The organism is Lysobacter sp. K5869 (assembly GCF_018847975.1).
Lineage (GTDB): Bacteria > Pseudomonadota > Gammaproteobacteria > Xanthomonadales > Xanthomonadaceae > Lysobacter.
Genome location: NZ_CP072597.1, coordinates 1,105,114 through 1,118,225, shown reverse-complemented (window position 1 = coordinate 1,118,225; position 13,112 = coordinate 1,105,114). Strand labels below are relative to the sequence as shown.

Sequence of the window (13,112 nt, the reverse complement as noted above, 5' to 3'; positions counted from 1 at the left end):
CGCGCCGGCGGCCCGAACCGGCGAGGCAAAGCGAGGCCGCGCCGTCCGACCGCGACAGCGCCGAAGCCGCGCCCGCCGGGCCGCGATGCGACCTGCCGGAAGTCACTTTCCGCCGCCGCCCCGTTGCCAGCGCCGCGGCCGCCGCGCAGCATGGCGGCATGGCCATTTCTTCGCCGCTGCGCGCGATCCTGCATCCGTTGAACCTGCCGGCCGTGCTGTGCTGGCTCGCGGTCGGGCTGTCGCTGCCCTACGACCGCGGCAGCGAAGGGCCGCTGGTGTGGACGGTGATGGCCGCGTTCCTGATCGCCTTCCTCGGCGACGAACTGTTCGGCGCGCAGCGCGCGCGCCGCGGCTTTTGGTTCTGCCTGCAGGCGCTCGCGGCGCTGGCGGTGTGTTGGCTGGCCCCGCGCGGCGGCGCGGCGCCGGCGCTGCTGGTGATCCTGGTCGCGCAGTTGGCGATGTCCTATCCGCTGCGCCGCGCGATCCTGCTGGCGGCGGCGCTGGACGTGGCGCTGTACCTGATCCTGTCCGCCGCCGGCCAGCGCGGCGCGCTCATCATCACTCTGTGCTTCGCCGGCTTCCAAGGCTTCGCCGTGCTGGTCGCGCACTACGCCAGCCGCGCCGAACAAGCGCGCGACCGCCTCGCCCTGGTCAACGCCGACCTGCTCGCGACCCGCGCCCTGCTCGCCGACAGCGCGCGCGACGCCGAGCGCCTGCGCATGGCGCGCGAGCTGCACGACGTGGCCGGGCACAAGCTCACCGCGATGATGCTCAACCTGCGCGCGCTGGCGGCCGAACCCGAACTGGGCCAGCGCCGCGAAGTGCAACTGGCGCAGCAACTGGCCGGGGAACTGCTCGGCGACATCCGCGCCGTGGTCCAGGCGCTGCGCGACGCGCGCGGGCTGGATCTGGCGACCGCGCTGCGCGCGCTGGCCGCGCCGCTGCCCAAGCCGGCGCTGGCGCTGGAACTGGACGACGACCTGCAGCTCACCGACGCCGCCCTGGCCGAAACCCTGCTGCGCGTGGTCCAGGAAGCGCTGACCAACACCGCGCGCCACGCCGACGCCGCGCATCTGCGCGTGGCCCTGCACCGCGACGGCGCCGCGCTGGACCTGCGCATCGACGACGACGGCCGCGTGCGCGCGCCGCTGCGCGAAGGCAACGGCTTGTCGGGCATGCGCGAACGCGTCGAAGCGGCCGGCGGCGAACTCCATTTCTCTCTCGGCCCCGAAGGCTCCATGCGCATCCACGCCCGTTTTCCGCTGCACCGTCCCGCACTCGCGGCCGTCGCGAGGCCGGCATGAGCGCCGCGCCGATCCGCCTCGCCCTGGCCGACGATCAGGCCCTGGTCCGCGCCGGCCTGCGCGCCTTGCTCGAACGCCTGGGCCTGACCATCGTCTTCGAAGCCGACGACGGCCAGGCGCTGCTGGACAAGCTCGCCGCTGCGCCGGTGGACGTGGTGCTCAGCGACATCCGCATGCCCGGCTTGGACGGCATCGACGCGCTGCTGGCCCTGCGCGAGCGCGGCGACCGCACCCCGGTGCTGTTGCTGACCACCTTCGACGACAGCGAACTGCTGCTGCGCGCCGCCGAGGCCGGCGCGCAAGGCTTCCTGCTCAAGGACGCCGCGCCGGAAGACCTGCGCGACGCCATCGCCCGCGTCGCCGCCGGCGAGACCCTGCTGCAGCCGGTCAGCACCGAGCCGGTGCGCGCGCGCTACCGCTACCACGCCGACGACGCGCCGCGCGCCTTGTTCACAGAGCGCGAAGTGGCGGTGCTGCGGTTGATGGCCGGCGGGTACTCGAACAAGGAGATCGCCAAGGCGATGTTCCTGGCCGAGGGGACGGTGAAGAACTATGTGTCGGTGATTTTGGAGAAGCTGGATACGCGGGATCGGACGCGGGCGGTGTTGAAGGCGATTACGTTGCGGGTGATTTGAAGGGGTGCGTCGTTGTTTGGTTTTCGCGGTCGCAGCTTACGCAGCTCCTACAGGGGGCTGTTGTAGGAACTGCGTGAGCTGCGACCGCGAACCCTCCACCGCCGAGCCAGCCAAGAACCCCCGAAACGATGTCACGCCCGCCCCGCGTGGATCGTCGAACCAGCTATAACCCTCTCCCGCCATCCCCCGAACCCGCCCCATGACCGCCACCGACGACGACCTCCTCTTCGCCCAGCACGCCCCGATGCTGACCGGGCTGGCCTACCGCATCCTCGGCTCGCGCGCCGACGCCGAGGACGCGGTCCAGGACACTTACCTCAAATGGCGCGACGCCGAGCGCGGCGCGGTCGACAACCCCGCCGCGTGGCTGACCACCGCCTGCACCCGCCGCTGCATCGATCTGCTGCGCGCGGCCCACCGCACCCGCGTCGACTACGTCGGTTCGTGGCTGCCCGAGCCGATCCAGGCCGAGCTCGCGCAAGGCGGCAGCGAGCCCGAGGCGCAGTGGACCCTGGCCTCGTCGCTGTCCACCGCGTTCTTGCTGCTGCTGGAACGGCTGACGCCGAAGGAGCGCGCGGCCTATCTGTTGCACGAGATCTTCGATCAGCCCTATGCCGAGGTGGCGAAGATCCTGGAGATCGAAGAGCCCGCCTGCCGCAAGCTGGTGCAGCGCGCGCGCGGCAACATCGAGCAGGCCAAGGTCCGCCACGTCACCCCGGCCGAGCAGCAAGACCAGTTGCTGGCCGCGTTCGAGACCGCGATCGTGCAAGGCCGCACCGCGCCGCTGGCGGCGCTGCTGTCGCAGCAGATCGCCCTGCACGCCGACGGCGGCGGCAAGGCCACCGCGGCCGCGCAGGCCCTCCACGGCAGCGACGCGGTGCTGGGCTTCATCGAGTCGGTGCTGCATCCGGCCTGCCGCGAGGACCGCTGGACCTTCGTCGACCTCAACGGCTCGCGCGGCGTGATCCTCGAACGCGCCGGCAAGATCGAGGCGGCGATCAGCTTCGGTTACGAAGAGGACGGCGCGCTGCGCGACATCTTCATCATGCGCAATCCGGACAAGCTGGCGCGGCTGGAGGCGGTGCGGATTCAGTGAATCCGTTGCGGGCGCGAGGCTGTCTACACCGGGTTCGCCGAAGCGTTTCTACTCGACCGCCTCGGCCGCAACGGGTTCCCGTGGCGAACCGCGCAACGATCCGGCGGCCGGCACGCGGCCGCCGCCGGATTCACAACTGATCGGACAAGGACGAGCCGACCGAGCGCAGATACGCGTCCAACCCGCGCCGCTCGTCCGCGTCGAAGGTCTCGCCGGTCGCCGCCTGCGCGGCGATCCGGTCCGGGCGGAAGCTGCGGAAGTCCGCGCGCAGCCGGCACCACGCGCCCAAGGTCCAGCTGCCGCCCCAGAACGACAGGCACAGCGGCTCGATCTCGCGCTCGCTCGCGCGCGACTCGCCGTCGCGGTAGGTCAGCCGCAGCACGTGGCGGTTCTGCACCGCGGCGTAGAGCGCGTCGATGATGCCGCTGGCCTCGACCCGGTTGCCGAGCTCGGGCGCGAAGATGCGGGTGCGCGCGGCGCGCTCGCGCAGCTCCGGCGGCAGCACCGCTTCGATCTTCAGCAGCGCGGCGGTGGCGCCGCGGCCCAGCCGCTCGCCGCCGAACGCGCGCACGAAGCGGCTGCCGACGACCAGGGCTTCGAGCTCGTCGGGACTGAACATCAGCGGCGGAATGTCCGCGCCCTTGCGCAGCAGATAGCCGACGCCGGCCTCGCCCTCGATCGGCACGCCCGAGCGCTGCAGGTCGGCGACGTCGCGGTAGACCGTGCGCAGCGAGACTTCCAGCGTCTGCGCCAGCTGTTGGGCGGTGATGGCCTGGCGGCGGCCGCGCAGGGCATGGATCAGCAGGAACAGGCGGTCGGCGCGGCGCATGCCGCATGATCCCGCGCCGCGCGCGCGCGCTCAAGCGCGCGGCGGCTCATCCGCGCAGCTCCGAGCGCGCGGTCGGCGCCAACCGCAACAGCTGCGGCGCGGCCTTGAGATCGCTCAACAGCGCATCGGCGACCGCTTGCCGCCAACGCGCCTGGTCGGCCAAGCGCCGCGGCGCGTCGGCGTCGTCGCAGCGCGCGAGCCAGACCAGCGCCGGTTCGCCCTCGCGCACCGGCAGGCGCGGGAAGCCGTTGGGCGTGTCGTCGCTGACGTACACGCCCAGCGGCGCCAGCCCGGCCTCGGCCAGCAGCGGCGCGAATTCGCGCTCGAAGCGTTCCAGGAACCCGTCCTGCGCCGGCGCGTTCAACTCGCACACGCCGATGCAGACGACGCCAGCGTCCGCTGCTTGCGCGCCGACCGGCGCGCGTTCGCGCGCCGCCGCGGGCAACATCGATTGCGGCCGCGCCGGCTTGAGCAAGCGCACGTCGTCGCTGTCGATCATGGTCGCGTTGGCGGCGTCGCGATGGCGCTTCCAGGTCGGGCCGCCGTAGAAGCCTTGCAAGGCTTCGGTGCGCAGCGCATGGCTGGCAAAGCCGCGCATCCAGGTGAAGCGGTCGGCGGCGTCGAGTTCGCGGAACTGGCCGATCAGGTGCATGCCCACCGCTTCCTGCGATTCGACGAACTCGCGCTCGAACAGGTCGATCAGCTCGTCGCGGCGCCCGGGCTTGAGCGTGTAGCGGCGCAACTCGATCACCGCGTGGTCGTGCGGCAAGCGCCCGCGCTCGTCGCGCCGGCGCAGCCACATATGCCAGTTGGTTTCCCAGGTGGCGCCGCCGTCGGCGGAGAATTCCTGATGCCAGTGCGCGCTGTTCGCGCCGATCCCGCTCCAGACGAAGCGCGCGCGCACCGGCCGGCCTTCGTGTTCGAGTTCGCCCTCGAACGTGCCCACGCCGTCGGCGAAGCCGCCGCCGACCGGCGGCTCCAGCACGCCGTCGTGGCTGCCGGCCCACCAGATGTTCCAGTGCCGGCGTTGCAGATCGAACAGGCGCAGGGTCATGCCCTGGAAGTCTTCGTGCTGGCCCGGCCGCCGCCAATCGCTGACGAAGGCGTCGACGTTGCCGAGCCCGCCGAGCACCGGCTCGCAGCTTTGCGCGGCGTGGAAGATCTCCCAATCGTCGCTGCCGCTCAGGCGTTGGCGCAGGCGTTCGTTGCGCACTTGCCAGCGGCCGTGCAGGAAGTCGAAATCGTGGCGGCCGTCGGCGGCCTTGTGTTCGTCGCTCATCGTCGCGGCTCCTCGTTCAAGCCAGTCGGGTCATGCGCATGACCCAGTTGGTTTCCCAGCTGCGGCCGCCGTCGGGCGACAGCGCTTGTTCCCAGCGCACGCTGTCGGCGCGGATGTCCGACCAGATCGCGCGCGACGGCAGCATTCGCCCCTCGTGCGCTTCGGTGCCCTCGAACACGCCGACGCCGTCGCGGAAGCCGCCGATCAGCGGCGGCTCCAGCGCGCCGTCGCGGTCGCTGGCCCAGTACACGTGCCATTGCTTCGTCTGCGGGCGGTACAGGCGCAGGGCGAAGCCTTCGATACCGCCGTTCCATTGGGTGCGGTAGCGGTCGACGCTGCCGAGGCCGCCGAGGATCGGACTGCATTCGTCGGTGGCGTCGAATTCGATCCACTCGTCGCTGCCAGCCAGGCGCTTGGCGAGGCGGCGGTTCTCGACTTTCCAGCGGCCGAAGTAGAAGTCGAAGTCGTGGCGGCCGTCGCGCGCGTCGCTGTCGGCAGGAGCGGCGGCGGCTGGGCCGATGCCCGCGAACGCGGCCAGGGGCGCGGCCGCGCCGAGTTGCAGCATGCGCCGTCGCAGCGCGTCGATTCCGTGGGCGTCCATCGCATCCCCGTGCGTGTGGGTGGTCGGGGCACAGGATCGACGGGGGCTGCTGCCAGCCTGTTGTCAGCAGGGGAGGGGGAAGGGCGAATGCGCAATCGCCGCACACGCTCCCGCGAAGGCACGGGTGCCGCCTGTAGGAGCGACGCAAGTCGCGACCGCGAACCCGCAACCGCCCGCGCCGGCCGCCGGTTAGCCGCGATGCTCCACGGCTTGCGTCGTAGTTGCGGGTTCGCGGTCGCGACTTGCGTCGCTCCTACAGGGGCTTACGGGCGCATCAAGCGGAGACCGGGGGGAAGCGCACGCACACCTCGAAGCCGAAGCCCGCGCCGCGCGGGTCGTCGGCGCCGCGCTCCAGGCCCGGGCCGCATTCGATCTTCGCGCCGTGGGTCTGGGCGATCCGCGCCACCAGCGACAGGCCGATGCCGCTGCCGCCGTCCGGGCTGCCCGGCGCGCGGTAGAAGCGGTCGAAGATGCGTTCGCAATCGTGCGTCGCCACGCCCGGGCCGTTGTCGGCCACGCGCAGCACCGCGGCGCCGTCGGCTTCGGTGGCGCAGCTCACCGCGATCTGGCCGTCGGCGCCGGCGTGGCGCACCGCGTTGTCGATCAGGTTGCGCAGCAGGATGCCGAGCTGGTCGACATCGCCCGACAAGCGGGTCGGGCCGGCGCGCAGGCTGATGCGCTGGCGGCGCTCGCGCGCGAGGGTCTCGAAGTCGCGGATCACCAGCACGACAAGGTCCGACAGGTCCACCGGCGCCAGCCGCACGCTTTCCTCGCCGGCGTCGAGCCGGGCCAGATCCAGCAGTTGCTCCGACAGGCGCGCGCTGCGGCGCACGCCGGCGCTGAGCTTGCGCAGCGCGGCGTTCTTCTCTTCCAGGGTGGTCGCGCGCAGCGCCAGTTCGGCGTGGGTGCTCAGCACCGCCAGCGGCGTGCGCAACTCGTGCGCGGCGTCGGAGATGAAGCGGCGCTCGTGCTGTACGGCGGCGTCGACGCGTTCGAGCTGGCCGTTGAAGGCCTCCACCAGCGGGTGGAATTCGGTGGGCAGGGCGTGCGTCGGCAGCGGCGTGAGATCCAGCGGCTGGCGCTGCAGCAAAGTGCGGCGCAGCGCGGTGATCGGCCGCAGCGAGCGCCCGATCACCAGCCACGTCGCCAGCGCGAACAGCACCAGGATCAGCGCCGCGGCGAGCAGGCTGCCGAGGATCCAGCCGCGCAGTTCCTCGATCGCCATGCGCTTGGTCCGGCCCACCTGCACCACCAGCCCGCGCTTGGGATCGCTGAGGGTGTAGACCTGCCAGCGCTCGCCGTCGATGACGCGGCGGGCGAAGCCGTCCTTGAATTCGGGATTGAGCGGCTGCAGCGGCGCGGCCGCCGAATACACCACGTTGCGGCCCTGCGCCCACACCTGGAAGCTCATCTTCTGGTCGGCGTGGACCGGCACGGTCGCCCGCCGCGGATCGCGCGAGGGCAAGCGTTCCAGGCCTTCGGGCATGGAGCCGAGCACTTGCTCGGCGATCTCGCGCAGGGAGTGGTCGAGCATGCCGGTGCGCTCGCGGCCGAGTTGCCAGATCTGGCAGCTCAGCCACACGAACCACGCCAGCAGCACCGCCTTGAACAGCACCCAGGTGAGCTTCCAGCGCAGCGAGCGGCCGGCCGGGAATTCGCGCGAGCGGCGGCAGCGTTCGCGCCAGCTCTCGCGCCGCGCCGCGCCCGCGCGCCAGCGCTCCGGGCCTTCGCTCGGGCGCTCGGGCGCGGCGTCGCGGCCGTCGATCGCGCTCATCGCCGCGCGCTCAATTCGGGCCGCCGCCGACGCGGTAGCCGTAGCCGTGCACGGTCACGATCAACTGCTCGCCGAGCTTGCGCCGCAGCTGGTGCACGTACACCGCGATGGTGTTGCTCTCGATGGTGCCGGAGCTGCCGTACACCGATTCTTCCAGCTGCTCGCGGGTGACCACGCGGCCCTGGCGTTCCAGCAGCAGCATCAGGGTGCGGAACTCGTGGCCGCTGAGCGTGACCGGCTCGCCGTCGCGGGTGACCAGTCGCCGCGCCGGGTCGAGCACCACGGCGCCGCAGCTGAGCACCGGCGAGACCCGGCCCTGGCTGCGCCGCATCACCGCGCGCAGCCGCGCGCACAGTTCGTCGAGCTGGAAGGGTTTGACGATGTAGTCGTCGGCGCCGGCGTCGAGCCCGGCGATGCGCTCGCTGAGCTTGTCGCGCGCGGTCACGATCAGCACCGGGGTGGCGTCGTAGCGGTTGCGCAGCGCGCTGAGCACGCCCAGGCCGGAGCCGCCGGGCAGGCCGAGGTCGAGCACGACCGCGTCGAAGTCGTGATCGACCAGCGCGGTCTTGGCCAGCGGCGCGTCGGCCACCCAGTCGACCCGCCAGCCGTCGTCGCTCAGGCCCGTGCGCACGGCCTCGGCCAGCATCGCGTCGTCTTCCACCAGCAGGATGTTCATCGCCCGGTCGCGTCTTGGTGTTGCGGCATTGGGTTGCGGCATTCGGCCGCATCGTCCCGGCGCACTGTGCGGCGGCACGATTAAAAAGTTCTTAAAAGCCGGCGCGCAGGATGCTCGCGCCCGCTCCGAAGTCCGCCGCGTCCGCGGTCTCCGGCCTGGATGCTACCGCGTCGCCGCGTCCCTCACCCGCCGCTTACCGGAAATCCGCGATGAACCCCCAGCTCGCCGTGACCCGTTCCGACCCCGCCGCCGCGCCCGCTGCCGGCCTGACCGTGCGCGCGGTGACCCGCGCCGACGCCGCGACCCTGATCGCGCTGTGCCAGGAGCACGCCGACCGCCGCGCGCTCGAGCGCCGCCCCTACGGCCCGCCGCGCAGCGACGCGCTGGAGCTGATGGAGGTGCTGTTCGAGCCGCCGTTCGGCGCCTGGGCGTGGCTGGCCGAGGCCGACGGCGACGTCGTCGGCTACGCCAGCGCCACCGCCGGCTTCTCGATGCTGGAACGCGCGTATTGCCTGCAGCTCGACGATCCCTACGTGCGCGAGCCGTGGCTGGAGCGCGGGGTGGAGACCGCGTTGCTGCGTCAGGCGATGGCCGCGGCGCGGCGCTTCGGCTGCCTGAACCTGCAATGCCAGTCGCCGCAGTGGAGCGAGGCGGCGCGCGAACTGGAAGCGCCGTTGCGCGCGGTGCGAGTGGAGGCGGTGCGGTATGTGGTGCGGATGGAAGAGGAGTTCGCGCAGGGTTGAGCGCGGCGGTGGCGGGGGGTTCGTCGTAGTTGGGTTGGCGCGGTCGCAGCTCGCGCAGCTCCTACAGTCGGATACGAAACCGGCCGCAGCCCCTGTAGGAGCTGCGCGAGCTGCGACCGCGCCAACCCAACCACGACGAATAACGCAAACCCCGCGTCACTCGTCCTCTTCGTCCTCCATCGCCATCGCATTCGACTCGAACGACGCGGCGAACAAATCCGACTGCGCCAACGCCTCGCCCTCTTCGGCGAAGCCCGACAAGCCCACGCCGACCAAGCGATACAACGTCTCCACCGGCAGCTCGACCCGAGCCCGCAACCCGCACGCGATGTCCGCCAGCTCGCGCTCGCTCCCCGGCGGCTGCGGCGGGGTCAGGCTGCGGGTGAGGATGCGGAAGTCGGAGGTCTTGAGCTTGAGCACCACGGTCCGCGCGATGCGCCCGGGATGCCGCTGCAATTCGCGCCGATAGCCCGCCCAGGTCTTGCCGGCCAAGCCGCGGATCTCGTCCTCGGTGCGTTCCAGCGGCACGTCGCGCTCGAAGGTGTCTTCCGAGGAAATCTGCAAGGTCGGCCGTTCGGGTTCGACCGGATGCTCGTCGATGCCGTAGGCCAACTCGTGCAGGCGCCGGCCCCAGCGGCCGAAGCGTTGCTGCAGCTCCTCGCCGCCGAACGCGCGCAGATCGGCGACCGTGGCCACGCCCAGTTCGGCCAGCTTGCGCTCCATCACCTTGCCCACGCCCGGCAGCCGCCCCACCGCCAGCGGCGCGAGGAAGGCTTCGACCTGATGCGGCTTGACCACGAACAGGCCGTCGGGCTTGTTCCAGTCCGAGGCGATCTTGGCCACGAACTTGTTCGGCGCGACGCCGGCCGAGGCGGTGAGCCGCGTCTCTTCGCGGATCGCGTCGCGGATCGCCTGCGCGGTGGCGGTGGCCGAGGGCAGGCCGGTCTTGGTCTGGGTGACGTCGAGATAGGCCTCGTCCAGCGACAAGGGTTCGATCAGATCGGTGTGGCGGGCGAAGATCTCGCGCACCTGACGCGAGACCGCCTTGTAGCGCAGGAAATCCGGCGGCACGAACACCGCTTGCGGGCACAGCCGCTCCGCGCGCACCGCCGGCATCGCCGAGCGCACGCCGAACTTCCGCGCTTCGTAGCTGGCCGCGCACACCACCGAGCGCGCGCCGCGCCAGGCCACCACCACCGGGCGGCCGCGCAGCGACGGGTCGTCGCGCTGTTCGACCGACGCGTAGAACGCGTCCATGTCGACGTGCAGGACTTTGCGCGGAGCGGCGGACACGGGCGGCGGCGGAAGCGGCGGGGAGCGAGCGATGCGCGCATGGTAGCCCGTCCGCTCGCGCCGCCTGCGACGGCGCCCGCCGCGCTCACTCCGCGTAGGTCGGCACCAGCACGTTGGCGGGGTTGAGTCCGGCGCCGTAGGTGCCGTCGCCGTAGCTGTAGACCTGCGGCTGGCCGAGCGAGGCCAGCAGCGCCGCATAGGCCTGCGGCACGCTCTCCTGCCACACCTGCGCCTGTCCGATCACGAACACGGTGAGCGGGTCGTAGCCCCAGGTCTGCAGGATTTCGCTGACCGTGGGCACGTCGTTGACCGCGAACACGTTGCCCTGATCGTCGGTCACGCTGAGGTGGATGCCGATCACCCGCGCGCCGTTCTCGTTGCGCGCGCAGATGCCGATGCAGGAGGAGAACGCGGTGAACTGGACCGTGGATTGGGTGTCGCCGTCCAGCGGCGGCACGTTGTCGGCCTGGCCCCAGCGGCGCTCGGGGATCGTCAGCGGCGTGTTGCAGAACTCGATCGTGTACGGCATGGCTGCGCTCCGGAATCCGCGGCGGAATGCCGCGCGGCGAACCTAGCCCGGGGCCGCGCGCGCCGCCATGGCGAACGCGGTCCGCCGCATCGGCGCCGCGCCGTTCACGTCGCCGCCGCCGGCGCGTTCATCCGGGGCATGAACCTGCACGCCTCGCCCGTTCCCACCGCCGCCAGCGCGGCTCCGCCCTGTTTCGCCGGCCTGCCGGCGCCGGACAGCGACGATTTCGACACCCTCAGCGCGTTCTGCGAATCGCACCGCATCGAAGTGCTGGCGGCGCTGCCGTGGGTCGCGGCGGAGGTCGCGCAGTCGTGCGGCTTCGCCGCGATGCTGCGGCTGGTGCACCGCCACGGCGGCCGCCGCGTCTACCTGCCGCGCGGCCGCAACGCCTGCGCCGCGCGCCTGGGCCTGGAGCTGGACGCGTCCGCGCACCGGCGCCTGCTCGACCGCGCCAGCGCCGCCGGCACCATCGAAATCCCCTCGGCCTGGGGCGTGTTCGTGGCCCTGCGCCGGGTCGCGATCCGCGCCGCGCTGCGCGCCGGCATCGACCAGCGCGAGATCGCCCATGCCTTCGGCGTCACCGAGCGCCATCTGCGCCGCGAAGTCGATTCGCTGCAGGTGCGCGCCAGCGACGCGGCGGCGCCGGCCGCGCGGCAGTGACCGCGGCCCCGGCGCGCCCGGCGCTGTCCGCGCGGCCGGTGACGGTGCGCCTGGACGGCCCGCGCGGCCGCCGGGTGCTGCACGCCGCCGTCGATTTCGACCTCGACCCGGACCGCGCCCAGGCCACGGTCTTCGTCGCCGACCTGGGCGGGTTTCCGCAGGCCGGATCGTGGTACTGGATCGAGGTCGCCGCGCCGCATCCGCAGGCCGGCGAGTACGCCGGCCGCTTCGTCGATTGGTACAACAGCGCCTTCTATTTCAGCCAGGTGCGCCGTTTCGACGCCCCCGCGCCCGGCTCAAACTGAACGCGCTGGCGCCCGCGCACAGCGGCGCAGCGCCGACATCGGCGACAATGGCGCCCCCTCGCCGCCAGCGCCCGAGTCCATGTCCGCCGTTCTCACGCCCAGCTCCGCCATCTCCCTGACCCGCTACCTGATCGAAGAACAACGCGCCGGCCGCATCAACGCCGACCTGCGCCTGCTGATCGAAGTGGTCGCGCGCGCCTGCAAGTCGATCTCCATCGCGGTGGGCAAGGGCGCCCTCGGCGGCGTGCTCGGCGATGCCGGCACCGGCAACATCCAGGGCGAAGCGCAGAAGAAGCTCGACGTGCTCAGCAACGAGATCCTGCTCGAAGCCAACGCCTGGGGCGGCCACCTCGCCGGGCTGGCTTCGGAGGAGATGGACACCTCGCACCCGATCCCCGACGTCTACCCGCGCGGCAATTACCTGCTGCTGTTCGATCCCCTCGACGGCTCGTCCAACATCGACGTCAACATCTCGGTCGGCACGATCTTCTCGGTGCTGCGCGCGCCCGACGGCGTGACCCAGGCCGAGGACAAGGATTTCCTCCAGGCCGGCACCGAACAGGTCTGCGCCGGCTACACCACCTACGGCCCCAGCACCATGCTGGTGCTGACCATCGGCAACGGCACCCACGCCTTCACCCTGGACCGCGAAGTCGGCAGCTTCGTGCTGACCACGCGCGACATGCAGATTCCGGCCGACACCCAGGAATTCGCGGTCAACATGTCCAACCAGCGCCACTGGCAGCCGCCGATGCAGCGCTACGTCGCCGACCTGCTGGCCGGCAAGCAAGGCCCGCGCGGCAAGGACTTCAACATGCGCTGGGTGGCCTCGATGGTCGCCGACGTGCACCGCATCCTGACCCGCGGCGGCCTCTTCAGCTATCCGCTCGACGCCAAGTGCGCCGACAAGGGCGGCAAGCTGCGGCTGATGTACGAAGCCAACCCGATGGCGATGCTGGTCGAACAGGCCGGCGGCGCCGCCAGCACCGGCCGCCAGCGCATGATGGAAGTGCAGCCGACCGGCCTGCATCAGCGCGTGCCGGTGTTCCTCGGCAGCAAGAACGAAGTCGAGGCCGCGGTGCGCTATCACCACGAGTTCGACAGCGAGCAGCCGTAAACCGCGATCCGCGCGGCGGCCGGTTCGCGCCGGCGCCGCGCATTCGCTGCGTTTTCCGCCGATCCCGCGGCGCGGCGGGCGCGTTCCCCGCCCCCGCGACGCAGAACCCGGCGCTGGGATTGCCACGATCCAATGCGCCCGCCGCGCGCGTTCGCCCCAACATCTGGCGTCCGCCGCGCCCCCGCCGCGGGCGCGCGCTAAAACGCACCGCGCCGGCGCGACCGGCCGTCGGTGGCCGGCTTCCGCAGGCCGTTGCGTTGGAGTAAGAACT

At 71.9% G+C, this 13,112-nt stretch carries 14 protein-coding genes; 7 read left to right on the top strand and 7 right to left on the bottom strand.

Features of this window, described 5'->3' with window-relative positions; all coding sequences use genetic code 11:
* Positions 1-158 precede the first annotated feature (158 nt).
* From J5226_RS04815 to sigJ, 3 genes are all read left to right on the top strand, one after another.
* Positions 159-1,304: a histidine kinase gene (locus J5226_RS04815; protein ID WP_215838727.1), complete on the top strand. Its 1,146-nt coding sequence runs from the start codon at positions 159-161 to the stop codon at positions 1,302-1,304.
* Positions 1,301-1,939 (top strand): response regulator transcription factor, encoded by a 639-nt coding sequence (locus J5226_RS04810; RefSeq protein ID WP_215838726.1) that lies wholly within the window; start codon positions 1,301-1,303, stop codon positions 1,937-1,939. Before J5226_RS04815 ends, J5226_RS04810 begins: the two co-directional genes overlap by 4 nt.
* A gap of 199 nt (positions 1,940-2,138) precedes the next feature.
* Positions 2,139-3,035 (top strand): RNA polymerase sigma factor SigJ, encoded by an 897-nt coding sequence (gene sigJ, locus J5226_RS04805; RefSeq protein WP_215838725.1) that lies wholly within the window; start codon positions 2,139-2,141, stop codon positions 3,033-3,035.
* Positions 3,036-3,165: 130 nt separating this feature from the next.
* Here the strand turns inward: sigJ and J5226_RS04800 are convergent, their stop codons facing one another.
* The 5 genes from J5226_RS04800 to J5226_RS04780 form a co-directional block, all read right to left on the bottom strand.
* Positions 3,166-3,864 (bottom strand): YafY family protein, encoded by a 699-nt coding sequence (locus J5226_RS04800; RefSeq protein ID WP_215838724.1) that lies wholly within the window; start codon positions 3,862-3,864, stop codon positions 3,166-3,168.
* Positions 3,865-3,910: 46 nt separating this feature from the next.
* Positions 3,911-5,143 carry an NIPSNAP family protein gene (locus J5226_RS04795; protein WP_215838723.1) on the bottom strand — a complete coding sequence of 411 codons (1,233 nt, stop codon included), beginning with the start codon at positions 5,141-5,143 and terminating at the stop codon, positions 3,911-3,913.
* 16 nt (positions 5,144-5,159) lie between these two features.
* Positions 5,160-5,744, bottom strand: a complete 585-nt coding sequence (locus J5226_RS04790; RefSeq protein WP_215838722.1) for a hypothetical protein — start codon at positions 5,742-5,744, stop codon at positions 5,160-5,162.
* A gap of 274 nt (positions 5,745-6,018) precedes the next feature.
* Positions 6,019-7,518, bottom strand: coding sequence for an ATP-binding protein (locus tag J5226_RS04785; protein ID WP_215838721.1), 1,500 nt, complete (start codon positions 7,516-7,518; stop codon positions 6,019-6,021).
* 10 nt (positions 7,519-7,528) lie between these two features.
* On the bottom strand, positions 7,529-8,194 hold the full coding sequence (locus tag J5226_RS04780; RefSeq protein WP_215838720.1) for a response regulator transcription factor: 666 nt from the start codon (positions 8,192-8,194) through the stop codon (positions 7,529-7,531).
* A gap of 209 nt (positions 8,195-8,403) precedes the next feature.
* Between J5226_RS04780 and J5226_RS04775 the strand changes: the two genes are divergently transcribed.
* Complete coding sequence (locus J5226_RS04775; protein ID WP_215838719.1) at positions 8,404-8,937, top strand: GNAT family N-acetyltransferase; 534 nt, start codon at positions 8,404-8,406, stop codon at positions 8,935-8,937.
* Between the two features lie 156 nt (positions 8,938-9,093).
* Here the strand turns inward: J5226_RS04775 and dinB are convergent, their stop codons facing one another.
* Positions 9,094-10,230, bottom strand: coding sequence for a DNA polymerase IV (gene dinB, locus J5226_RS04770; protein ID WP_255322994.1), 1,137 nt, complete (start codon positions 10,228-10,230; stop codon positions 9,094-9,096).
* A gap of 85 nt (positions 10,231-10,315) precedes the next feature.
* The gene (locus tag J5226_RS04765) at positions 10,316-10,759 is read right to left on the bottom strand and encodes a hypothetical protein (protein ID WP_215838717.1); all 444 of its coding nucleotides are present in this window, start codon (positions 10,757-10,759) and stop codon (positions 10,316-10,318) included.
* Between the two features lie 138 nt (positions 10,760-10,897).
* Here J5226_RS04765 and J5226_RS04760 point away from each other — a divergent pair, with 138 nt between their 5' ends.
* The 3 genes from J5226_RS04760 (at position 10,898) to J5226_RS04750 (ending at position 12,841) form a co-directional block, all read left to right on the top strand.
* Positions 10,898-11,419, top strand: a complete 522-nt coding sequence (locus J5226_RS04760; protein WP_215838716.1) for a hypothetical protein — start codon at positions 10,898-10,900, stop codon at positions 11,417-11,419.
* The gene (locus J5226_RS04755) at positions 11,416-11,724 is read left to right on the top strand and encodes a hypothetical protein (RefSeq protein ID WP_215838715.1); all 309 of its coding nucleotides are present in this window, start codon (positions 11,416-11,418) and stop codon (positions 11,722-11,724) included. Before J5226_RS04760 ends, J5226_RS04755 begins: the two co-directional genes overlap by 4 nt.
* A 79-nt stretch (positions 11,725-11,803) precedes the next feature.
* Positions 11,804-12,841, top strand: coding sequence for a class 1 fructose-bisphosphatase (locus J5226_RS04750; protein ID WP_215838714.1), 1,038 nt, complete (start codon positions 11,804-11,806; stop codon positions 12,839-12,841).
* Positions 12,842-13,112 lie beyond the last annotated feature (271 nt).

What these genes read in the sequence shown, in the direction of transcription:
- J5226_RS04810 (WP_215838726.1), top strand. Translation starts at nt 1,301, where the DNA reads ATGAGCGCCGCGCCGATCCGCCTCGCCCTGGCCGACGATCAGGCCCTG.
- sigJ (WP_215838725.1), top strand. Translation starts at nt 2,139, where the DNA reads ATGACCGCCACCGACGACGACCTCCTCTTCGCCCAGCACGCCCCGATG.
- J5226_RS04790 (WP_215838722.1), bottom strand. Translation starts at nt 5,744, where the DNA reads ATGGACGCCCACGGAATCGACGCGCTGCGACGGCGCATGCTGCAACTC.
- J5226_RS04775 (WP_215838719.1), top strand. Translation starts at nt 8,404, where the DNA reads ATGAACCCCCAGCTCGCCGTGACCCGTTCCGACCCCGCCGCCGCGCCC.
- J5226_RS04765 (WP_215838717.1), bottom strand. Translation starts at nt 10,759, where the DNA reads ATGCCGTACACGATCGAGTTCTGCAACACGCCGCTGACGATCCCCGAG.
- J5226_RS04785 (WP_215838721.1), bottom strand. Translation starts at nt 7,518, where the DNA reads ATGAGCGCGATCGACGGCCGCGACGCCGCGCCCGAGCGCCCGAGCGAA.
- J5226_RS04760 (WP_215838716.1), top strand. Translation starts at nt 10,898, where the DNA reads ATGAACCTGCACGCCTCGCCCGTTCCCACCGCCGCCAGCGCGGCTCCG.
- J5226_RS04800 (WP_215838724.1), bottom strand. Translation starts at nt 3,864, where the DNA reads ATGCGCCGCGCCGACCGCCTGTTCCTGCTGATCCATGCCCTGCGCGGC.
- J5226_RS04780 (WP_215838720.1), bottom strand. Translation starts at nt 8,194, where the DNA reads ATGAACATCCTGCTGGTGGAAGACGACGCGATGCTGGCCGAGGCCGTG.
- J5226_RS04750 (WP_215838714.1), top strand. Translation starts at nt 11,804, where the DNA reads ATGTCCGCCGTTCTCACGCCCAGCTCCGCCATCTCCCTGACCCGCTAC.
- J5226_RS04815 (WP_215838727.1), top strand. Translation starts at nt 159, where the DNA reads ATGGCCATTTCTTCGCCGCTGCGCGCGATCCTGCATCCGTTGAACCTG.
- J5226_RS04795 (WP_215838723.1), bottom strand. Translation starts at nt 5,143, where the DNA reads ATGAGCGACGAACACAAGGCCGCCGACGGCCGCCACGATTTCGACTTC.